The sequence below is a fragment of the Shewanella donghaensis genome, from assembly GCF_007567505.1.
GTDB lineage: Bacteria > Pseudomonadota > Gammaproteobacteria > Enterobacterales > Shewanellaceae > Shewanella > Shewanella donghaensis.
The window spans coordinates 3410561-3431732 of sequence record NZ_CP041783.1 but is presented as its reverse complement, the minus strand read 5'-3'; the positions used below and the strand labels follow the sequence as shown (position 1 = coordinate 3431732).

Annotated in this window: 36 protein-coding genes; 4 read left to right on the top strand and 32 right to left on the bottom strand. The window is 43.7% G+C overall.

Annotated elements, in window-relative coordinates; genetic code table 11:
- Positions 1–7 precede the first annotated feature (7 nt).
- Genes ccmB through ccmE form a run of 4 tightly spaced genes read left to right on the top strand, consistent with a single transcriptional unit; the run spans position 8 to position 2135 of the window.
- Entirely contained in the window at positions 8–694 is a 687-nt protein-coding gene (gene ccmB / locus FPK91_RS14755; protein ID WP_144211940.1) for a heme exporter protein CcmB, read from the top strand.
- Positions 695–1441, top strand: coding sequence for a heme ABC transporter permease CcmC (gene ccmC, locus FPK91_RS14750; protein ID WP_144211939.1), 747 nt, complete (start codon positions 695–697; stop codon positions 1439–1441).
- Positions 1441–1638: a heme exporter protein CcmD gene (gene ccmD, locus FPK91_RS14745; protein ID WP_144211938.1), complete on the top strand. Its 198-nt coding sequence runs from the start codon at positions 1441–1443 to the stop codon at positions 1636–1638. Before ccmC ends, ccmD begins: the two co-directional genes overlap by 1 nt.
- Entirely contained in the window at positions 1638–2135 is a 498-nt protein-coding gene (ccmE, locus tag FPK91_RS14740) for a cytochrome c maturation protein CcmE (protein ID WP_144211937.1), read from the top strand. The genes ccmD and ccmE overlap by 1 nt, the downstream gene beginning before the upstream one ends.
- A 616-nt stretch (positions 2136–2751) precedes the next feature.
- Here ccmE and rplQ read toward each other — a convergent pair.
- From rplQ to rpsL, 32 genes are all read right to left on the bottom strand, one after another.
- A complete protein-coding gene (rplQ, locus tag FPK91_RS14730) occupies positions 2752–3147 on the bottom strand; it encodes a 50S ribosomal protein L17 (protein ID WP_076543214.1) in 396 nt (131 codons plus the stop codon).
- Positions 3148–3192: 45 nt separating this feature from the next.
- A complete protein-coding gene (locus FPK91_RS14725; protein WP_076543215.1) occupies positions 3193–4182 on the bottom strand; it encodes a DNA-directed RNA polymerase subunit alpha in 990 nt (329 codons plus the stop codon).
- Between the two features lie 24 nt (positions 4183–4206).
- Positions 4207–4827, bottom strand: coding sequence for a 30S ribosomal protein S4 (gene rpsD, locus FPK91_RS14720; RefSeq protein WP_144211936.1), 621 nt, complete (start codon positions 4825–4827; stop codon positions 4207–4209).
- 32 nt (positions 4828–4859) lie between these two features.
- Positions 4860–5252 (bottom strand): 30S ribosomal protein S11, encoded by a 393-nt coding sequence (gene rpsK, locus FPK91_RS14715; protein WP_011635661.1) that lies wholly within the window; start codon positions 5250–5252, stop codon positions 4860–4862.
- 17 nt (positions 5253–5269) lie between these two features.
- Positions 5270–5626, bottom strand: coding sequence for a 30S ribosomal protein S13 (gene rpsM / locus FPK91_RS14710; protein ID WP_144211935.1), 357 nt, complete (start codon positions 5624–5626; stop codon positions 5270–5272).
- Between the two features lie 119 nt (positions 5627–5745).
- Positions 5746–5859 (bottom strand): 50S ribosomal protein L36, encoded by a 114-nt coding sequence (gene rpmJ, locus FPK91_RS14705; RefSeq protein WP_126523259.1) that lies wholly within the window; start codon positions 5857–5859, stop codon positions 5746–5748.
- Between the two features lie 22 nt (positions 5860–5881).
- A complete protein-coding gene (gene secY, locus FPK91_RS14700) occupies positions 5882–7222 on the bottom strand; it encodes a preprotein translocase subunit SecY (RefSeq protein ID WP_144211934.1) in 1341 nt (446 codons plus the stop codon).
- Positions 7223–7229: 7 nt separating this feature from the next.
- Positions 7230–7664 (bottom strand): 50S ribosomal protein L15, encoded by a 435-nt coding sequence (gene rplO, locus FPK91_RS14695; protein ID WP_055026491.1) that lies wholly within the window; start codon positions 7662–7664, stop codon positions 7230–7232.
- 2 nt (positions 7665–7666) lie between these two features.
- On the bottom strand, positions 7667–7849 hold the full coding sequence (rpmD, locus tag FPK91_RS14690) for a 50S ribosomal protein L30 (protein ID WP_144211933.1): 183 nt from the start codon (positions 7847–7849) through the stop codon (positions 7667–7669).
- A 6-nt stretch (positions 7850–7855) separates the two neighbouring features.
- Positions 7856–8359, bottom strand: coding sequence for a 30S ribosomal protein S5 (gene rpsE / locus FPK91_RS14685; RefSeq protein WP_144211932.1), 504 nt, complete (start codon positions 8357–8359; stop codon positions 7856–7858).
- A 10-nt stretch (positions 8360–8369) separates the two neighbouring features.
- Positions 8370–8720, bottom strand: coding sequence for a 50S ribosomal protein L18 (gene rplR / locus FPK91_RS14680; protein ID WP_144211931.1), 351 nt, complete (start codon positions 8718–8720; stop codon positions 8370–8372).
- 10 nt (positions 8721–8730) lie between these two features.
- Positions 8731–9264 carry a 50S ribosomal protein L6 gene (rplF, locus tag FPK91_RS14675; protein WP_144211930.1) on the bottom strand — a complete coding sequence of 178 codons (534 nt, stop codon included), beginning with the start codon at positions 9262–9264 and terminating at the stop codon, positions 8731–8733.
- A gap of 10 nt (positions 9265–9274) precedes the next feature.
- Positions 9275–9667: a 30S ribosomal protein S8 gene (rpsH, locus tag FPK91_RS14670; RefSeq protein WP_144211929.1), complete on the bottom strand. Its 393-nt coding sequence runs from the start codon at positions 9665–9667 to the stop codon at positions 9275–9277.
- Positions 9668–9691: 24 nt separating this feature from the next.
- The gene (gene rpsN, locus FPK91_RS14665) at positions 9692–9997 is read right to left on the bottom strand and encodes a 30S ribosomal protein S14 (protein ID WP_076543224.1); all 306 of its coding nucleotides are present in this window, start codon (positions 9995–9997) and stop codon (positions 9692–9694) included.
- Positions 9998–10007: 10 nt separating this feature from the next.
- Positions 10008–10547, bottom strand: a complete 540-nt coding sequence (rplE, locus tag FPK91_RS14660; protein ID WP_144211928.1) for a 50S ribosomal protein L5 — start codon at positions 10545–10547, stop codon at positions 10008–10010.
- Positions 10548–10559: 12 nt separating this feature from the next.
- Positions 10560–10874: a 50S ribosomal protein L24 gene (rplX, locus tag FPK91_RS14655; protein ID WP_144211927.1), complete on the bottom strand. Its 315-nt coding sequence runs from the start codon at positions 10872–10874 to the stop codon at positions 10560–10562.
- Between the two features lie 11 nt (positions 10875–10885).
- Positions 10886–11254 (bottom strand): 50S ribosomal protein L14, encoded by a 369-nt coding sequence (gene rplN, locus FPK91_RS14650; RefSeq protein WP_076543234.1) that lies wholly within the window; start codon positions 11252–11254, stop codon positions 10886–10888.
- Positions 11255–11467: 213 nt separating this feature from the next.
- A complete protein-coding gene (gene rpsQ, locus FPK91_RS14645) occupies positions 11468–11716 on the bottom strand; it encodes a 30S ribosomal protein S17 (protein WP_144211926.1) in 249 nt (82 codons plus the stop codon).
- The gene (gene rpmC / locus FPK91_RS14640; RefSeq protein ID WP_144211925.1) at positions 11716–11907 is read right to left on the bottom strand and encodes a 50S ribosomal protein L29; all 192 of its coding nucleotides are present in this window, start codon (positions 11905–11907) and stop codon (positions 11716–11718) included. Before rpmC ends, rpsQ begins: the two co-directional genes overlap by 1 nt.
- Complete coding sequence (gene rplP, locus FPK91_RS14635) at positions 11907–12317, bottom strand: 50S ribosomal protein L16 (protein WP_144211924.1); 411 nt, start codon at positions 12315–12317, stop codon at positions 11907–11909. Before rplP ends, rpmC begins: the two co-directional genes overlap by 1 nt.
- Before the next feature lie 11 nt (positions 12318–12328).
- Positions 12329–13018 carry a 30S ribosomal protein S3 gene (gene rpsC, locus FPK91_RS14630; RefSeq protein ID WP_144211923.1) on the bottom strand — a complete coding sequence of 230 codons (690 nt, stop codon included), beginning with the start codon at positions 13016–13018 and terminating at the stop codon, positions 12329–12331.
- A gap of 12 nt (positions 13019–13030) precedes the next feature.
- Positions 13031–13363, bottom strand: coding sequence for a 50S ribosomal protein L22 (rplV, locus tag FPK91_RS14625; RefSeq protein ID WP_076543228.1), 333 nt, complete (start codon positions 13361–13363; stop codon positions 13031–13033).
- 15 nt (positions 13364–13378) lie between these two features.
- Positions 13379–13657, bottom strand: a complete 279-nt coding sequence (gene rpsS / locus FPK91_RS14620; RefSeq protein WP_006083596.1) for a 30S ribosomal protein S19 — start codon at positions 13655–13657, stop codon at positions 13379–13381.
- 16 nt (positions 13658–13673) lie between these two features.
- Positions 13674–14498, bottom strand: coding sequence for a 50S ribosomal protein L2 (gene rplB / locus FPK91_RS14615; RefSeq protein WP_144211922.1), 825 nt, complete (start codon positions 14496–14498; stop codon positions 13674–13676).
- A 16-nt stretch (positions 14499–14514) separates the two neighbouring features.
- The gene (gene rplW / locus FPK91_RS14610; RefSeq protein ID WP_076543230.1) at positions 14515–14817 is read right to left on the bottom strand and encodes a 50S ribosomal protein L23; all 303 of its coding nucleotides are present in this window, start codon (positions 14815–14817) and stop codon (positions 14515–14517) included.
- Positions 14814–15419 carry a 50S ribosomal protein L4 gene (rplD, locus tag FPK91_RS14605; RefSeq protein WP_144211921.1) on the bottom strand — a complete coding sequence of 202 codons (606 nt, stop codon included), beginning with the start codon at positions 15417–15419 and terminating at the stop codon, positions 14814–14816. The genes rplW and rplD overlap by 4 nt, the downstream gene beginning before the upstream one ends.
- Positions 15420–15435: 16 nt before the next feature.
- A complete protein-coding gene (rplC, locus tag FPK91_RS14600; protein WP_144211920.1) occupies positions 15436–16074 on the bottom strand; it encodes a 50S ribosomal protein L3 in 639 nt (212 codons plus the stop codon).
- Positions 16075–16101: 27 nt separating this feature from the next.
- Positions 16102–16413 (bottom strand): 30S ribosomal protein S10, encoded by a 312-nt coding sequence (gene rpsJ / locus FPK91_RS14595; RefSeq protein ID WP_055026509.1) that lies wholly within the window; start codon positions 16411–16413, stop codon positions 16102–16104.
- Between the two features lie 331 nt (positions 16414–16744).
- On the bottom strand, positions 16745–17929 hold the full coding sequence (tuf, locus tag FPK91_RS14590) for an elongation factor Tu (RefSeq protein ID WP_144211908.1): 1185 nt from the start codon (positions 17927–17929) through the stop codon (positions 16745–16747).
- A gap of 73 nt (positions 17930–18002) precedes the next feature.
- Positions 18003–20099, bottom strand: a complete 2097-nt coding sequence (gene fusA, locus FPK91_RS14585; RefSeq protein ID WP_144211919.1) for an elongation factor G — start codon at positions 20097–20099, stop codon at positions 18003–18005.
- Positions 20100–20178: 79 nt separating this feature from the next.
- The gene (gene rpsG, locus FPK91_RS14580) at positions 20179–20649 is read right to left on the bottom strand and encodes a 30S ribosomal protein S7 (protein WP_144211918.1); all 471 of its coding nucleotides are present in this window, start codon (positions 20647–20649) and stop codon (positions 20179–20181) included.
- 76 nt (positions 20650–20725) lie between these two features.
- Positions 20726–21100 (bottom strand): 30S ribosomal protein S12, encoded by a 375-nt coding sequence (rpsL, locus tag FPK91_RS14575; protein WP_144211917.1) that lies wholly within the window; start codon positions 21098–21100, stop codon positions 20726–20728.
- Positions 21101–21172 lie beyond the last annotated feature (72 nt).

Below are 21172 nucleotides of genomic sequence, written 5' to 3'. Positions count from 1 at the left end.
TACAACAATGAAAAGAGGCATAAGTTACACCCAGGCATTCATGACATTGTTGCAAAGAGATCTTAAAATTGCCATTAGACATCGTGGTGATATTTTTAACCCTTTGTTATTTTTTGTTTTAGTCGTTACCTTATTTCCATTAGGTATAGGCCCTGAACCACAAGTACTATCTAGGGTTGCACCAGGAATTATCTGGGTAGCTGCTTTACTGGCATCAATGCTGTCACTAGAGCGATTGTTTAAGGCTGATTTTAATGATGGTAGCCTCGAACAAATGTTATTAAGTCCACAGCCACTTGCTATCTTGGTCTTATCAAAAGTATTGGCACACTGGATTTTAACTGGTGTACCATTAATATTAGTCGCACCTTTATTAGCAGTGCTATTACATTTAGATGGCAATAGTTATGGTGCACTTATTTCAACCCTTGCGGTTGGAACACCCGTTTTATCGCTTTTAGGTGCAATTGGTGTCGCATTAACTGTTGGATTACGCAAAGGTGGTGTGCTACTTAGCTTACTTATTTTACCTTTGTATATACCGGTACTCATTTTCGCTACAAGTGCGATCGATGCTGCCGGAATGAATTTACCTTATACGGGTCAACTCGCTATTATTGGCGCTATGTTGGTCGGATCATTAATTATGGCACCATTTGCAATTGGTGCTTCATTACGAGTGAGTACAAACTAAATGTGGAAATGGCTACATTCATACGCTGACCCTGAGCGTGCATATAAATTATCAGGTACATTACTACCCTGGTTTGCTTGTTTAGCTATTGGGCTAATTGGTATAGGTACAACTTGGGGATTGGTTTTTGCCCCTATGGATTACCAGCAAGGTGATAGTTTTCGTATAATTTACGTTCATGTACCAGCAGCATCTATGTCAATGGCTGCATACATGGCAATGGCTTCAGCTTCTTTTGTTGGCATTGTCTGGCAGATTAAAGCGGCTGATTGGGCTGCAGCTGCCATCGCCCCAATTGGGGCAGTGATTACTTTTATTGCTTTATTTACTGGAGCCTCATGGGGGAAACCAATGTGGGGTACTTGGTGGGTTTGGGATGCTCGTCTAACATCAGAATTAGTTTTATTATTTTTATATCTAGGTGTTATTTCTCTTTACGCAGCATTTGAAGATAAAGTTTTGGCAGCTAGAGCAGCTGGCATACTGGCAATTGTTGGTGTAATTAATATTCCCATAATTAAATACTCTGTAGATTGGTGGAGTAGTTTACATCAGCCTGCAACGATTAAAATAACTGAAAAGTCTGCAATGACAGGCGACATGCTCTATCCATTATTAATGAATATCTTTGGTTTTGGCATGATGATTGGCGCTTTAACTTTAGTTCGATTCAGAGCTGAAATTCTTGCTCGAAATGGAATGCGTCCTTGGGTTAGAGAGTTAGCAAAACAAGAGGCAGCAAAATAATGCAATTTGATTCATTAGCAGATTTTTTCCATATGGGTGGCTATGCTTTTTATGTATGGCTATCTTATGGTGTTACATTCGGCAGTCTTGGTACTTTGATAATACTAAGCCTAAGACAAAAGAAATCTATTTTAGCTGAAGTAGCTAAAAAGATTGAACGTGAAGAACGTTTAAAAGAAACTAGGAGTACTAGATAGTGAATTCAAGACGTAAAAAAAGACTAACACTTGCCATAGCGTTAATCGTAGGTGTTGCAGGTATTGGTTCGTTACTAATATATGCGTTAAATTCTAACTTAAACCTATTCTATACTCCGTATGAAATTATCAACGGTAAACCTGACACTGGCGTTAAACCAGATGTAGGCCAGCGTATACGAGTTGGCGGAATGGTAACTTTGGGATCGATGGTACGTGATCCTGACAGTTTACATGTAGAATTTGCTATTCACGATATTCTTGGTGGTGAAATCATCGTAACTTTTGATGACTTACTTCCTGACTTATTTCGTGAAGGCCAAGGTATCGTTGCTCAGGGTGTTTTAATAAAACCAGGCGTCTTACAAGCAACTGAAGTACTAGCGAAGCATGATGAGAACTATATGCCTCCTGAAGTAGCCGAAGCGATGGGTCAATCCCATGAAAAGCTCGATTACTCTGAAAAAGCTGAAACTGAAGGCTACAAATACCAGTAATTAGAAATAGTTCATTAGAAGCCAATCGAGAGATTGGCTTTTTTTTGCCTATAAAAAATTTAAGCTAGTCTAACATAATATACTTTAACCCTATTACCGATTGAGCCAGGTAAGCCAGGTAAGCCAGGTAAGCCAGGTAAGCCAGGTAAGCCAGGTAAGCCAGGTAAGCCAGGTAAGCCAGGTAAGCCAGGTAAGCCAGGTAAGCCAGGTAAGCCAGGTAAGCCAGGTAAGCCAGGTAAGCCAGGTAAGCCAGGTAAGCCAGGTAAGCCAGGTAAGCCAGGTAAGCCAGGTAAGCCAGGTAAGCCAGGTAAGCCAGGTAAGCCAGGTAAGCCAGGTAAGCCAGGTAAGCCAGGTAAGCCAGGTAAGCCAGGTAAGCCAGGTAAGCCAGGTAAGCCAGGTAAGCCAGGTAAGCCAGGTAAGCCAGGTAAGCCAGGTAAGCCAGGTAAGCCAGGTAAGCCAGGTAAGCCAGGTAAGCCAGGTAAGCCAGGTAAGCCAGGTAAGCCAGGTAATTAAAGCGACAGCGAAGATTAAAGTAAAGCTAAATGATAATAGAATGAAGCAAAAAAAAGATATAAAAAAACCGAGCTAGGCTCGGTTTTTTTAAATGAGTAATAAATTACTCAGCGGCTTCTACTTCAACAGCTTCAGCAGCTTCAGGACGACCTACTAACTCGATGTAAGCCATAGGGGCTTTATCACCGGTACGTAAACCGCACTTTAGAATACGAGTGTAACCACCAGGACGTTCCTGGAAGCGTGGACCCAATTCTGTAAATAACTTACCTACAACTTCAGCGTCGCGGGTACGAGCAAAAGCTAAACGGCGATTTGCAACGCTGTCAACTTTAGCTAATGTTATTAGAGGCTCAACTACGCGGCGCAGTTCTTTCGCTTTAGCTACTGTAGTCTTGATTAACTCATGACTAACTAGTGAGCATGCCATGTTACGAAACATAGCTTGGCGATGACTGCTGTTGCGGTTTAGTTGACGACCACTCTTACGATGGCGCATGGACTAATCCTTATAATCTTTAATCAGTACTAACTAACCTGGGACTTATAGGTCGTCTGCTAAACTAGCTGGAGGCCAGTTTTCTAGACGCATACCTAAAGATAGTCCGCGAGACGCTAATACATCCTTAATTTCAGTAAGAGATTTCTTACCTAAATTAGGAGTCTTGAGCAACTCAACTTCAGTGCGTTGTACTAGATCTCCGATGTAATGAATCGCTTCAGCCTTCAAACAGTTGGCTGAACGTACAGTTAGCTCTAAATCGTCGACAGGACGCAACAGAATCGGATCGAACTCCGGTTTCTCTTCGACAACAGTCTGTTCAGTAACATCACGTAGGTCTACAAACGCATCTAGCTGTTCAGCTAAAATAGTTGCAGAACGACGAATTGCTTCCTCAGGATCGATAGTACCGTTTGTGGTCATATCAATAACGAGTTTATCTAAATCAGTACGTTGCTCTACACGAGCAGCTTCAACATTGTAAGCAATGCGAGCTACAGGTGAGAATGAAGCATCAACCAGTAAGCGACCGATTGGTCGATCGTCGTCTTCAGTTTGTGCACGAGCCGAAGCTGGTACATAACCGCGACCACGTTCAACACGGATACGCATACTGATATCATTGTTACCAGTCAAATGACAGATAACATGATCAGGATTCATAATGGTTACATCACCATCATGAGTGATATCTGCTGCAGTAACAGGGCCTGTGCCTGACTTACTTAATGTAAGTAAAGCTTCATCTTTACCCTCAATATTTACTGCTAAACCTTTAAGGTTAAGCAATATTTCAAGGATATCTTCTTGTACGCCTTCTTTGCTGCTGTACTCATGTAACACGCCGTCGATTTCGACTTCGGTTACTGCACAACCAGGCATAGACGACAATAAGATACGACGCAAAGCGTTGCCTAATGTGTGACCAAAACCACGTTCAAGTGGTTCTAGCGTAACCTTGGCACGAGTTGGGTTAACCTGCTCTATGTCAACGAGACGCGGTTTTAGAAATTCTGTAACAGAACCCTGCATTGTGTCCTCTCTTGTTTGTTAGCTTTACTTAGAGTAAAGCTCGACGATCAGCTGTTCGTTAATTTCCGCAGACAAATCGCTACGTTCTGGTAGACGCTTGAAAGCACCTTCCATTTTAGCGCCGTCGACTTCAACCCATGTAGGCTTCTCACGTTGGCCAGCCACTTCTAAAGACGCTTTGATACGTGCTTGAGTGCGTGACTTTTCACGGATGCTTACAACATCATTCGCAGACACTTTGAATGACGGAATGTTAACAACACGACCGTTAACCACAATAGATTTGTGGCTCACTAATTGACGTGATTCAGCACGAGTCGCACCGAAACCCATACGATAAACAACGTTATCTAAACGAGTTTCTAAAAGACCAAGTAGGTTTTCACCAGTGTTGCCTTTTAAACGTGCAGCTTCTTTGTAGTAGTTACGGAATTGCTTTTCTAACACACCGTACATACGACGAACTTTTTGTTTCTCGCGTAGCTGTGTGCCGTACTCTGATAAACGTGGCTTACGTGCGCCATGTTGACCAGGTGCAGCATCAAGCTTACACTTCGAATCGATTGCTCTCACACCGCTTTTTAGGAAAAGGTCTGTACCTTCTCTGCGGCTGAGCTTGAGCTTAGGACCCAAGTATCTTGCCATGATCTTTCTCCAACTATCCTATAAACGTAGTGTTATACACGACGTTTTTTAGGTGGGCGACAGCCATTATGAGGGATAGGTGTCACATCAGTAATGTTGGTAATTTTATAACCAACAGCGTTCAGCGCACGAATGGCTGACTCACGACCTGGACCTGGACCCTTCACGAAAACTTCAAGGTTTTTAACACCGTAGTCTTGAGCAGCAATACCTGCACGCTCAGCAGCAACCTGCGCAGCGAACGGAGTAGATTTACGTGAACCACGAAAACCTGAACCGCCTGAGGTAGCCCATGACAACGCATTACCTTGACGATCTGTAATGGTGACAATTGTGTTGTTGAAAGACGCATGGATATGAGCCATACCATCTGCAACCTGTTTACGTACGCGCTTACGCGGAGAACGTGACGGAACTTTAGCCATTTTGGTTTACCTTCCCGTTACTTTCTGATTGGTTTACGCGGACCTTTGCGCGTACGCGCATTAGTCTTAGTACGTTGCCCACGAAGGGGCAGGCTACGACGATGACGAAGGCCACGATAACAACCAAGATCCATAAGACGCTTGATGTTCATTGAAACCTCACGACGTAAATCACCCTCTACTGAGTATTTGGCAACTTCTTCGCGTAGTATATCTATTTGAGCTTCGCTCAATTCCTTGATCTTAGCATCTTCAGCAATTGAAGTAGCTGCGCAGATTGCTCTAGCGCGCGTACGTCCAATACCAAAAATTGCAGTCAATGCGATGACTGTGTGCTTTTGATCAGGAATGTTAATGCCAGCGATACGGGCCACTATGCACTCCTTAATATGTTAAAGGTCGACTGCGAAAAGCCCGAAAGGATACTCGACAGCCAACAAATTTGCAAACATTATTTGCTCAGTCCTATTAAGAACTGAGCAAATATCTTTTTTTAGCCTTGACGCTGTTTATGTTTTGGTTCAACACAAATCACACGTACAACGCCACTGCGCTTGACGATCTTACAATTACGACAGATCCTCTTCACGGAAGCTCGAACTTTCATTTCATCACTCCGTTAAAAACTATTAGCGACCAAAGCGATCTAAATTCGCTTTGTTAACTAGATTAGCTTTCTTCATCACAGACTCATACTGATGAGACATCATATGAGTCTGAACCTGAGCCATGAAGTCCATGATTACGACTACAATAATTAGTAGTGAAGTACCGCCAAAATAGAACTGTACTTTCCACGCAATTAACATGAACTCCGGAATTAAACAGATAAAGGTAATATAAATCGCACCCGCTAGGGTTAAACGAGTCATAACTTTATCAATGTAACGCGAAGTCTGTTCTCCAGGACGAATCCCAGGAATGAACGCACCACTTTTCTTCAAATTATCAGCTGTCTCACGTGGGTTAAATACCAACGCAGTATAGAAGAAACAGAAGAAAACGATAGCTGTTGCATACAATAATGAATACAGCGGTTGTCCAGGTGAAACAGCTAAGGCAAAATCGCTTAACCATGACATGGACTCATTTGCACCAAACCACTGAGCCAGTGTGCCTGGGAACAAAATAATGCTGGATGCAAAAATTGGAGGAATCACACCTGCCATGTTCACTTTAAGTGGTAAATGTGTGCTTTGCGCTGCGAAGACCTTACGGCCTTGTTGACGTTTAGCATAGTTAACGACGATACGACGTTGACCACGTTCAACAAATACTACTAAGTAAGTGACTGCAAATACGACTACTGCTAATAACAACAGAACCAGTACATTCAAATCACCTTGACGAGCCTGTTCAGCCGTTTGGCCGATAGCAGATGGTAAACCAGCAACAATACCTGCGAAAATTAATATCGAGATACCATTGCCAATACCACGCTCAGTAATTTGTTCACCTAGCCACATAAGGAACATTGTTCCTGTCACTAAACTTACAACTGCAACAAAGTAAAAACCAAAACCTACATTGACCACGAGGCCAGGTACTAGGCTTGGTAACCCTGTTGCTATACCGATTGCTTGGAGCGTACCCAACACTAACGTACCGTATCTAGTATACTGACTGATTTTTTTCCTTCCTGACTCGCCTTCTTTTTTCAATTCAGCAAGTGCAGGATGAACCACAGTCAGTAACTGCATGATAATAGAGGCCGAAATATACGGCATAATACCTAATGCAAAGATAGAGGCACGCTCTAAAGCACCACCCGAGAACATGTTAAACATGCCTAGGATGGTATCTTTTTGTTGAGCAAACAGATCTGCTAACACAGCTGCGTCAATACCAGGAATCGGTACAAACGAACCGGCCCTAAAGACGATAATCGCACCAATCACGAACAGGAGACGGGTTTTCAATTCAGATAAACCGCCTTTCGCGCTTTTTAAATCAAGTCCTGGTTTTGCCATCGACGTATTATTCCTCGATCTTGCCACCGGCAGCTTCAATAGCTGCACGTGCACCTTTGGTTACCTTTAGACCTTTAACAGTCACAGGGCGTTCAATGGTACCTGAAAGAACGATTTTCGCAAACTGTATGTTGCGAGTAATAACGTTCGCATCTTTCAGAGCGTTAAGGTCGATAACATCACCGTTAACTTTTGCTAGTTCGAGTAAACGAACTTCAGCTGAGACCAAAGCTTTGCGCGAGGTAAAACCGAATTTAGGTAAACGAATTTTAAGAGGCATTTGACCACCCTCAAAACCGATACGCACACCGCCGCCAGAACGAGACTTTTGTCCCTTATGACCACGACCTGCAGTTTTACCCAAACCAGAACCAATACCACGACCTACACGCTTAGGTGCAGACTTAGAGCCTGCAGCTGGAGATAGAGTATTTAAACGCATAATTAATCCTCCACCCTTACCATGTAGTAAACTTTATTAACCATACCGCGAACAGAAGGAGTATCTTCAAGTTCAACAGTGTGGCCAATACGTCTTAGGCCTAAGCCTAATAAACAGGCACGGTGTTTTGGTAAACGACCAATTCCACTCTTTGTCTGTGTTACTTTAAACGTTTTAGTAGCCATGGTGCATTAACCTCGAATTTCATCAACATTAAGGCCACGCTTTGCTGCAATTTGTGCTGGTGACTTCATGTGCACCAACGCATCTACAGTTGCGCGAACGATGTTGATCGGGTTAGTAGAACCGTATGCTTTTGACAGAACGTTATGAACGCCTGCTACTTCCAATACGGCACGCATTGCGCCACCGGCAATAATACCGGTACCTTCCGATGCTGGTTGCATGTATACACGCGAACCAGTGTGGCGACCTTTAACAGGATGATGCAGTGTACCTGCATTCAACTGTACAGTTACCATGTTACGGCGGGCTTTTTCCATTGCTTTTTGAATAGCAGCTGGAACTTCGCGCGCTTTACCATAGCCATAGCCAATCTTACCGTTACCATCACCTACCACTGTTAGTGCGGTGAAGCTAAAGATACGACCACCTTTAACTACTTTAGAAACACGATTAACTGCAATCAATTTCTCTTGCAAATCGTCTTTCTGCTGAGCATCTAATTTAGCCATTTATAACCCCTTAGAATTTCAGGCCAGCTTCACGAGCTGCGTCAGCTAATGCTGCTACGCGTCCGTGATACTTGAAACCAGAACGGTCGAATGCAACCGAAGTTACACCTTTTTCGATCGCGCGTTCTGCAACAGTTTTACCTACTGCTTTCGCTGCGTCTACGTTACCGGTACTCTTTAGTAGTTCTTTAACCGCTTTTTCCACGGTTGAAGCAACTGCCAACACCTGAGCTTCAGGATTAATTACCTGAGCGTAAATGTGACGCGGTGTACGATGTACAACCAGACGATTAACGCCCAGCTCTTGGATCTTCTTACGGGCGCGAGTAGCGCGGCGTAAGCGAGATGTTTTCTTATCCATATCGCGTTACCTACTTCTTCTTAGCCTCTTTACGGCGTACTTGCTCGTCTGCATAACGAACACCTTTGCCTTTGTAAGGCTCTGGTGGACGATAGCTACGAATTTCAGCAGCAACCTGACCAATTAACTGTTTATCAACGCCCGAAAGGACGATCTCAGTTTGGCTAGGGCACTCTGCAGTAACACCGGCGGGAAGTTTGTGAACCAAAGGATGAGAGAAACCTAAAGTAAGGTCAATGTTACTACCAGCTGCTTTAGCACGGTAACCAACACCAATTAACTTTAATTTCTTAACGAATCCTTCAGTAACACCAACAACCATGTTGTTTACTAGTGCACGAGCTGTACCTGCTTGAGCCCAAGCGTTAGAAACGCCTTCAACTGGGCCAAAGGTTAGTACGCCGTTGTCTAGAACAACACTTACCGCTTTGTTGATTTCTCGAGTCAGACTACCTTTAGTACCTTTTACAGTAATAGTCTGTTCGTTTAAGGTCACCTCTACGCCGGTAGGAATAGACACTGGTGCTTTTGCGACACGTGACATACCTAGCTCCTTACGCTACGTAGCAGATAACCTCGCCACCCATGCCTGTTAGGCGGGCAGTACGATCGGTCATCAAGCCTTTAGAAGTGGACACAATTGCGACACCCAGTCCGCCCATCACCTTTGGAAGTTCGTTTTTACCTTTGTAAATACGAAGACCAGGACGACTTACGCGCTGGATAGTCTCAACGACTGGATTGCCTTGGAAATACTTTAAAGTGATTTCTAATTCAGGCTTGGCTTCTTCTGCTACGGCGTAGTCAGTAATATAACCTTCGTCTTTAAGTAATTTCGCTATTGCTACTTTTAACTTAGCTGAAGGCATCGTAACTGATACTTTGTTAGCAGCTTGGCCGTTACGAATACGTGTTAACATATCCGCAATAGGATCTTGCATGCTCATATTAGCTTACTCCGTGACAAGTGCTTACCAGCTGGCCTTACGCAGACCAGGAACTTCGCCACGCATAGTAGCTTCACGTAATTTAATACGGCTAAGGCCGAATTTACGTAAAAAACCATGTGGACGACCAGTTTGATTACAACGGTTGCGTTGACGCGCAGCGCTAGAATCACGAGGTAGAGCTTGTAACTTAAGAACAGCTTCCCAACGGTCTTCGTCAGAAGTCGCTGGTGCGCTGATAATAGCCTTAAGTGCTAAACGCTTTTCAGCATATTTAGCTACGAGCTGTGCACGTTTTGCTTCACGTGCTTTCATAGATGATTTTGCCATTATGCTACCCTTATTTCTTGAATGGGAAGTTAAATGCGTCTAACAAAGCACGACCTTCTTCATCATTCTTCGCAGTAGTAGTGATAACAATATCCATACCACGAATTTTATCGATTTTATCGTAATCGATTTCTGGGAAGATGATTTGCTCACGCACACCCATTGCGTAGTTACCACGACCGTCAAACGCTTTTGCGCTTAGGCCACGGAAGTCACGAATACGTGGGATTGCAATGTCAACTAAACGCTCTAAAAATTCCCACATACGCTCACCGCGCAGTGTAACTTTACAGCCAATAGGGTAGCCTTCACGGATTTTAAAACCAGCAACTGATTTTCGAGCAACAGTTACAACTGGTTTTTGACCAGCGATTGCAGTCATGTCACGAAGCGCGTGCTCCATAACTTTTTTGTCTGCAATTGCTTCGCCTACACCCATATTAAGGGTGATTTTTTCAATCCGAGGGACTTGCATGACACTGCTGTATTCAAACTTTTTAGAAAGTTCTGCAATAACAGTCTCTTGATATTTATCATGCAGTTTCGCCATCGTTTACTCCGTTTACTTAATGAGTTCACTATTCGATTTGAAGAAACGAACTTTTTTGCCGTCTTCTAATCGGAAACCAACACGATCTGCCTTGCCTGTGGCTTGGTTAAAGATCGCTACGTTTGATGCTTGCATCGCTGCTTCTTTCTCTATTACACCACCAGTTACGCCCAATTGTGGGTTTGGCTTTTGGTGTTTTTTAACGAGATTGATGCCTTCAACAATCAACTTACCAGTAGGTAGGACTTGAGAAACTTTTGCACGTTTACCCTTGTCTTTACCTGCTAATACAATTACTTCGTCTTGACGACGGATTTTAGCTGCCATTTTGAAGCTCCTTACAGTACTTCAGGTGCCAGAGAGACGATTTTCATAAACTGCTCATTGCGCAATTCACGTGTCACTGGGCCAAAAATACGAGTACCAATCGGTGCAAGGTTTGCGTTAAGCAAAACTGCTGCATTCCGATCGAAGCGAATGACAGAACCATCTGGACGACGTACGCCTTTCTTAGTACGGACTACCACCGCGTTATATACATCACCTTTCTTCGCTTTAGCGCGAGGAATAGCTTCTTTAACAGAAACTTTAATGACGTCGCCGATACCGGCATAACGACGATGAGAGCCACCCAAGACCTTAATACACTGAACTCTACGAGCGCCACTATTACACGCGACGTCTAGAGTCGATTGCATTTGGATCATTTTAAGTGCTCCGCTATCGTTACTACAAAATCCCGACATTGGGATAATACTTGTCCATTTAATAAACAATCTTATTAATTCTGAAGTGAATCAGAAGCAAATTCAATTTGTTCAAAAACGGGGCGCAAGTATAACACCGTTATTTCGGATTTCATAGTATAAAAAAACAAACGGCCCCAAGCATTGGAGCCGTTTACTATAACCTAATGAAACTTAGGCTTTTGTTACTACTTCAGCTAATGTCCAAGACTTAGTCTTAGAAAGAGGACGACATTGACTAATAGTCACTACGTCACCTTCGTTACACTGATTAGTTTCGTCATGTGCATGGATCTTAGTTGTACGCTTAATGTACTTCCCATAAATGGGATGTTTCACTTGGCGTGATATAGCAACTGTAATAGACTTGTCCATTTTGTTGCTAAGAACTCGACCTTGCAAAGTACGGGTAGTATCAGACATTACGCACCTGCCTTAGAAGTAATAATGGTCTTAACGCGTGCAATGTTACGACGCACTATTTTCAATTGATTCGTTTGAGTCAATTGACCAGTAGCGTGTTGCATACGCAGGTTAAACTGCTCACGCAGCAGACCAAGTAGTTCAGCGTTAAGTTCTTCAACGCTCTTTTCTCTTAGTTCGCTCGCTTTCATTACATCACCGTCTTAGTTACGAAGGTAGTCTTTATAGGAAGCTTAGAAGAAGCTAAAGCAAACGCTTCACGCGCTAACTCTTCAGAAACTCCATCCATCTCATAAAGAACCTTACCAGGTTGAATCTGACATACCCAGTATTCAACGTTACCTTTACCTTTACCCATACGCACTTCAAGAGGCTTAGAGGTAATTGGCTTGTCAGGGAAAACTCGAATCCAAATTTGTCCTTGACGTTTAATGTGACGTGTCATGGCACGACGTGCAGATTCAATTTGACGAGCTGTTAATCGACCACGGCCGACAGCTTTCAAACCGAAAGTACCAAAGCTTACTTCAGTACCGTTCGCTAGACCGCGGTTACGGCCTTTGAACATCTTGCGAAACTTCATACGTTTAGGTTGCAGCATATAAGTTTCTCCTATTTACCACGAGGCTTGCGCTTAGGCTGCTGCTTCGGCTCTTCTAATGCTACGATGGTACCGTCTAGAACTTCACCTTTGAAGATCCAAACTTTAACACCAATCACACCATATTGCGTGTGACTTTCAGCTGTAGAATAGTCGATATCAGCACGTAGAGTATGTAGAGGTACACGACCTTCACGATACCACTCAGAACGTGCGATTTCAGCTCCGCCTAGACGGCCGCTCACTTCAACTTTGATACCTTGAGCACCAATGCGCATTGCGTTTTGAACTGCGCGCTTCATAGCGCGACGGAACATAACACGACGTTCTAATTGCTGTGCAATACTGTCAGCAACTAACTTTGCGTCTAACTCAGGCTTACGGATCTCAGCGATGTTGATTTGAGCAGTAGTGCCTGTAATTTTAGATACATATGCACGTAATACTTCAACGTCTTCACCTTTCTTACCAATCACAACACCTGGACGGGCAGTGTGAATAGTAACGCGGATGCTCTTCGCAGGACGCTCGATAACGATTTTAGATACTGAAGCAGCCTTCAATTTCTCAGAGAGATATTGACGAACTTCCCAGTCGCTGTTCAGATTACTTGCGTAGTCTGACTTATCGGCGTACCAAGTAGAGATCCAAGGCTTCGTGATACCCAAACGGATACCATTAGGATGTACTTTCTGTCCCATTGCTCTTTTCTCCTAGCGATCTGATACAACCACAGTAATGTGGCTGGTACGCTTCATGATACGATCAGCGCGGCCTTTGGCACGAGGCATGATGCGCTTCATAGTTGGTGCTTCGTCAACAAAGACTTGTCCAACTTTAAGCTCATCGATATCTGCACCTTCGTTGTGTTCGGCGTTTGCGATAGCTGAATCTAGTACTTTCTTAACCAGTACGGCGGCTTTCTTAGGGCTGAAGGTCAAAATCTCAAGAGCCTTAGAAACAGGCAACCCGCGAATTTGATCAGCAACTAGACGGGCCTTCTGCGCAGACGTACGGGCAAAACGATGTTTAGCTAAAACTTCCATCTTATGTCTCCCGTATTAACGCTTCTTCGCTTTCTTATCTGCAGCGTGGCCGCGATAAGTGCGAGTTGGTGAAAATTCACCAAGCTTATGACCGATCATTTCGTCAGTTACGAACACAGGTACGTGCTGACGACCATTATGGACAGCGATGGTCAACCCAATCATATTTGGGATGATCATTGAGCGGCGAGACCAAGTTTTAATTGGCTTTTTATCTCCCGCTTCCATCGCTTTCTCTACCTTCTTCAGCAAGTGCAGGTCAATGAAAGGACCTTTCTTGAGAGAACGTGGCATGGGCGAATCCTCTTAACTATTTATTACGACGACGTACAATGTACTTGTCGGTGAGCTTATTACTACGAGTTTTATAACCCTTAGTTGGCACACCCCATGGACTAACTGGATGGCGTCCACCAGAAGTACGGCCTTCACCACCACCGTGTGGATGGTCTACCGGGTTCATTGCAACACCACGCACTGTAGGGCGTACGCCTCTCCAGCGTTTAGCACCTGCTTTACCTAGACGGCGTAGCATGTGCTCGGCATTACCAACTTCACCGAATGTTGCACGACAATCAACAGGCACTTTGCGCATTTCGCCAGAGCGAAGACGTAAAGTTGCATATTGGTTATCACGAGCAACAACTTGAACGTAAGCACCAGCTGAACGCGCGATTTGAGCACCTTTACCAGGTTTCATTTCTACTGCGTGCACAACACTACCCACTGGGATGTTGCGAAGCGGCATTGCGTTACCAGTCTTGATGTCAGCATCCAAACCAGATTGGATTGCATCACCAGCTTTCATGCCTTTAGCAGCAAGAATGTAGCGACGCTCACCATCTGCGTACAATACTAACGCGATGTTAGCTGTACGGTTTGGATCATATTCCAGACGTTCAATTTTTGCAGGGATACCGTCTTTATTGCGTTTAAAGTCAATAATACGGTAATGCTGCTTGTGTCCACCACCAACGTGGCGAACAGTGATGCGACCCGTATTGTTACGGCCACCACTTTTAGATTTCTTAGCCAACAGGCCTGCAAAAGGTTTCCCTTTATGCAAGTCGCTGTTCACCACTTTAACAACGTGGCGACGACCTGGAGAGGTTGGCTTACACTTAATAACTGCCATGATAATTCTCCTTTGCTTACTCTGCGCCACCGACGAAATCGATGTCAGCACCAGCAGCTAAAGTTACATAGGCTTTTTTCCAATCGCTACGACGACCTACACGGCCACCGGTACGCTTAGTTTTGCCTTTGTTTACCAAAGTGCGAACACTATCAACTTCAACTTCGAAAAGTTTCGCTACAGCAGCTTTAATCTCTGCTTTAGTCGCATCGATTGCTACGCGGAAAACTACAGTGTTGTTTTTCTCAGCTAGCACAGTACTCTTTTCAGATACATGCGGAGCTAGAATAACTTTTAGCAAACGTTCTTCGGTGATCATGCTAGCATCTCCTCGATTTGCTTCACTGCATCAGCAGTAACAAGAACAGTGTTAAACGCGATTAGACTAACTGGGTCAAGACCCGCTACGTCACGTACGTCAACCTTGTATAAGTTGCGAGCTGCTAAGAATAAATTCTCATCAACTTCTGCAGTAACAATTAGAACGTCTTCTAGTTGCATTTCTTTTAGTTTAGCTTTCAGCTCTTTAGTTTTAGGAGCTTCAACACCAAAAGATTCAACAACGATTAAACGCTCTTGACGTACCAATTCAGAAAGAATGCTCTTTAGAGCACCACGGTACATCTTTTTGTTAACTTTTTGGCTGTGATCTTGTGTTTTAGCAGCGAATGTTACGCCACCGCCACGCCAGATCGGGCCTTTAACACTACCGGCACGAGCTCGGCCTGTGCCTTTCTGGCGCCAAGGCTTTTTGCCTGAGCCAGTTACTTCCGCACGAGTCTGTTGAGCACGAGTGCCCTGACGCGCGTTTGCAGCGTAAGCTACAACTACCTGATGAACCAATGCCTCGTTAAAGTCACGGCCGAAGGTAGTTTCGGAAACTTCAAGAGCGCTTTGCGCGTCTTTCAATACCAATTCCATTACTATCTCCTCAGACCTATGCTTTAACGGCTGGCTTGATAATCAAGTCACCATTGGTAGCGCCAGGAACAGCACCTTTTACCAATAACAAGTTACGCTCTACATCTACACGTACAACGTCTAGATTTTGAGTAGTTACTTGCTCGGCACCCATGTGGCCTGACATTTTCTTACCTTTGAAAACGCGACCAGGTGTCTGGTTTTGACCAATAGAACCATTAGATCTATGAGCCAAAGAGTTACCATGTGTCATATCTTGAGCATGGAAGTTCCAGCGCTTAATACCGCCTTGGAAACCCTTACCTTTTGATTGACCAGTAACATCAACTTTTGCTGTATCTGCGAAGATATCAACATTAAGTTCAGCACCAACTTCAATGCCTTCACCGTCATCATCTGCCAAACGCAATTCCCATAAACCTCGACCGGCTTGAACGCCGCTCTTAGCAAAATGGCCTGCTTCTGGCTTAGTGATGCGGTTGGCTTTTTTGGTACCAGTAGTTACTTGAAGAGCACGGTATCCGTCAGTTTCTAAAGTTTTCACTTGAGTAACTCGGTTACCAGCAATTTCAATTACTGTTACAGGGATTGAAGCGCCATCTTCTGTGAAGATGCGAGTCATACCCACTTTACGACCAATAAGACCGATAGCCATCTTTCAAACCTCTTCTAAGGATCTCAATTAACCTAAGCTAATCTGAACGTCGACACCAGCTGCAAGATCTAAACGCATTAATGCGTCTACAGTCTTTTCAGTTGGCTCTACGATGTCAACTAAGCGCTTGTGAGTACGAATTTCGTACTGATCACGTGCGTCTTTGTTGACGTGCGGAGAAGTCAAAATGGTATAACGTTCTTTACGCGTAGGTAGTGGAATTGGTCCACGTACCTGAGCGCCTGTACGCTTAGCAGTTTCAACGATTTCCGCTGTTGATTGATCGATCAAACGATGATCAAACCCTTTCAAGCGGATACGGATTCTTTGGTTCTGCATTGACCAGAGCTCCTAAAATGCACACATAAAAAATCACCCTCTAGCTTCTTCCCAATGGAAAAGCAGAGCGAGATGATTTAACCGTAGACTCCCAATCGGAGTCAATTATGAAAATGAATAATCCAAATGATTAAACATTATATTACACTGTCTAGGACAGCGAAGGGCAATTATACAGATCTTCTTTAAGAGATCAACCCTTACGAACAAAAACTCTTCTATTTAGTAGTTATGTTCAAGGCGGTGGATTCTACATACTTAAAAACAAAAAGCAATAGAAACAAAAAAGGAAGCCGAAGCTTCCTTTTTAAAGTGTTAACTAAAGCGGCTATTAAGCAACGATTTTAGCTACAACACCAGCACCAACAGTACGACCACCTTCACGGATAGCGAAACGTAAACCGTCATCCATTGCGATTGGGTAGATTAGTGTAACAACCATTTTGATGTTATCACCAGGCATTACCATTTCTACGCCTTCAGGAAGCTCGATTGTTCCAGTTACGTCCGTTGTACGGAAGTAAAACTGTGGACGGTAGCCTTTGAAGAATGGAGTGTGACGTCCGCCTTCTTCTTTCGAAAGTACGTATACTTCTGATTCGAAAGTTGTATGCGGAGTGATTGTTCCTGGCTTAGCAAGAACTTGACCACGTTCAACATCTTCACGCTTGATACCACGTAGAAGAACACCACAGTTCTCGCCAGCACGACCTTCGTCAAGAAGCTTACGGAACATTTCAACACCAGTACAAGTAGACTTAGTTGTGTCTTTAACACCAACGATTTCTACTTCGTCACCTACTGTAATGATACCGCGCTCTACACGACCAGTAACAACAGTACCACGACCTGAAATTGAGAATACATCTTCAATAGGAAGTAGGAATGGCTTATCGATATCACGCTCTGGCTCTGGGATATAAGTATCTAGAGCTTCAGCTAGTTCAAGAACTTTAGCTTCCCAATCAGCTTCGCCTTCAAGGGCTTTAAGCGCTGAACCTTGGATAACTGGTAAGTCATCACCTGGGAAGTCATATTCTGAAAGAAGTTCACGAACTTCCATTTCTACTAATTCAAGTAGTTCTTCATCGTCAACCATGTCACATTTGTTCATGAATACGATGATGAAAGGTACGCCAACCTGACGTGAAAGCAAGATGTGCTCACGTGTTTGTGGCATAGGACCATCTGTAGCAGCAACTACTAAGATAGCGCCATCCATTTGAGCAGCACCAGTAATCATGTTTTTAACATAATCGGCGTGACCAGGACAATCTACGTGTGCGTAGTGACGGATAGGTGTGTCATATTCGATGTGAGAAGTATTAATTGTAATACCGCGCTCACGCTCTTCAGGAGCGTTATCGATTTGTGCGAAGTCACGAACGTCGCCACCGTATGTTTTTGCCAATACTGCTGAGATTGCTGCAGTTAAAGTAGTTTTACCATGGTCGACGTGACCAATTGTACCCACGTTTACATGTGGTTTATTACGTTCAAATTTTTCTTTAGCCACGATATATTCCTTTCTTTTCAGAAGTGCTCGATTACGAGCTATATAACAGTTAGTTAGTTACGTATTTAATTAATTAAGTACGTGATTCAATAATCGCATTTGCAATGTTTGATGGCGCTGCATCGTACTTCAAAAACTCCATAGAGTAAGAAGCGCGACCTTGAGTTGCACTACGCAAGTCAGTAGCATAACCAAACATTTCAGAAAGCGGAACAATAGCATGGATAATTTTTACACCACCCAGCCCATCGTCCATACCTTCAATAACACCACGACGGCGGTTTAAATCACCCACTACATCGCCCATGTTATTTTCAGGTGTGGTAATTTCCACTTTCATTGTAGGTTCTAGTAACACAGGGTTTGCTTCGAGAGCACCCTTTTTGAAGCCCATTGAACCTGCAATCTTGAAAGCCATCTCATTTGAATCGACATCATGGAATGAGCCGTCAAATAAAGTCACTTTCACATCAAGCATTGGATATCCGGCTAAAACACCGTTATTCATTTGCTCCTGAATACCTTTGTCAACGGATGGGATGAATTCACGTGGAACAGCACCTCCAACGATTTCGTTAACGAACTCGTAGCCAGTACCTTCTTCTGAAGGTTCAACTTTCAGCCAAACATGACCATATTGACCACGTCCACCTGATTGGCGTACGAATTTACCTTCCACTTTAACTGCAGAGCGAATTGATTCACGATAGGAAACCTGAGGTTTACCTACGTTACATTCAACATTAAATTCGCGACGCATTCGGTCAACGATAATATCTAAATGTAATTCACCCATTCCAGAAATCAATGTCTGAGCTGATTCTTCATCAGTTTCCACTTTAAAAGAAGGATCTTCAGCTGCAAGTTTTTGCAGTGCAATCCCCATTTTATCCTGGTCTGCTTGAGAACGAGGCTCAACGGCAATAGTAATTACTGGTTCTGGAAACTCCATGCGTTCTAGAATCACTTTGTGATCGTTTGCGCAAAGAGTATCGCCTGTTGTCACATCTTTTAAACCAATAGCCGCGGCAATATCTCCCGCACGAACTTCTTTCAGCTCTGTACGGTCATTTGCATGCATTTGTACGATACGGCCAACTCGTTCACGTTTTCCTTTTACAGAATTATAAACTGCTGAACCGGTCTCTAATACGCCTGAATATACGCGAATAAAAGTTAATGTCCCAACAAATGGATCAGTCGCAATTTTGAACGCTAATGCAGCAAATGGTGCATTATCGTCAGATGGTCTTTCAACTTCTTTTTCGTTCTCGTCAATCCCTTTAATTGCAGGGACCTCAGTAGGAGCCGGTAAGTAATCTACTACACCATCTAAAACAGCTTGAACACCTTTGTTCTTGAATGCAGAACCACAAGTTGCCAATACTATTTCGTTATTAATTGTACGCTGACGCAATGCTAACTTAATCTCTGTTTCTGAAAGCACACCTTCTTCAAGGTATTTTTCCATCAATTCATCAGAGGCTTCAGCTGCACTTTCCACTAGATACTCATGCATCTCTTCTGCTTTAGCGAGAAGATCTGCAGGAATTTCTTCATAAGAGAAAGTCGTACCTTGGTCTTCTTCAGACCAATTAATCGCTTTCATCTTAATTAAATCAATAACCCCTTTAAAGTCTTCCTCGGCACCAATATTCAATTGAATAGGAACACAAGTCGCACCTAAGCGGTTACGGATTTGGTCGATGACACTATCGAAGTCAGCACCAGCACGATCCATTTTATTAACGAATACCATGCGCGGCACTTGATACTTATCAGCTTGACGCCAAACAGTCTCAGATTGAGGTTCGACACCTGATGCACCGCAGAATACAACAACTGCGCCATCAAGTACTCGAAGCGATCGCTCTACTTCAATAGTAAAGTCAACATGACCAGGGGTATCGATGATATTAATACGATGTTCGGCGAATTGAGCCTCCATACCACGCCAGAATGTGGTTACAGCAGCAGATGTGATAGTAATACCACGCTCTTGCTCTTGTACCATCCAGTCTGTGGTAGCGGCGCCGTCATGCACCTCACCGATTTTATGAGACAAACCGGTATAGAACAGAACACGTTCTGTTGTGGTAGTTTTACCTGCATCCACATGAGCGACAATACCGATATTACGATAACGCTCAATTGGGGTTATACGAGCCACTATTTATACCCTCACCTAAAGCTAGATAGCTTTAGAAAATATCAACAATATGGAGTGGGCTAACGCCCACTCCATCAAATTACCAACGGTAATGAGCAAAGGCTTTGTTAGCTTCAGCCATGCGATGCACGTCTTCACGCTTCTTAACAGCAGTACCTTTGTTATCAGATGCGTCTAGCATTTCACCAGCTAGACGTAGAGCCATAGATTTTTCACCACGCTTGCGAGCAGCTTCAACTAACCAGCGCATCGCTAGTGCGTTACGACGCACTGGACGAACTTCACATGGTACTTGATAAGTAGAACCACCAACGCGACGAGATTTAACTTCGACTGATGGGCGAACATTATCAAGTGCTGCTTCAAGGATGCTTAAATGTTCTTCGCTTTTCTTTTCAGCGACAACATCTAGTGCCTTGTAGATAATTCTTTCTGCAGTTGACTTTTTACCGTCAACCATAATGACGTTGATGAACTTAGCCAACAACTCACTTTTAAACTTTGGATCTGGTAGGATTTTACGTTGTCCTACAACGCGACGTCTTGGCATAATATTTCTCCGTATGCTTCAGGTACTTCCAAAACTGGAATGTTTTAACTAGCTTGGCCTTACTTAAACGGACAAGTTACGACTTAGGACGCTTAGCACCGTACTTAGAACGGCCGTTGCGACGAGCACTTACGCCAGCACAATCTAATGCACCGCGAATAGTGTGGTAACGCACACCAGGTAGATCTTTAACACGACCACCACGGATTAGAATTACACTATGTTCCTGCAAGTTGTGACCTTCACCACCGATGTACGAAGTAACTTCGAAACCGTTAGTTAAGCGAACACGAGCTACTTTACGTAGTGCAGAGTTAGGTTTTTTTGGTGTAGTTGTATATACGCGAGTACAAACACCACGTTTTTGTGGACACGCTTCCAACGCAGGCACATTAGTCTTATCGACTTTTGGCGCGCGTGGCTTACGTACCAACTGGTTTACAGTTGCCATGTATAGCTCCGTTTAGTTGAAAAAATCTCAACAAGTTTGTGTGAAAAATCTATATCCCACTATGATGGGACG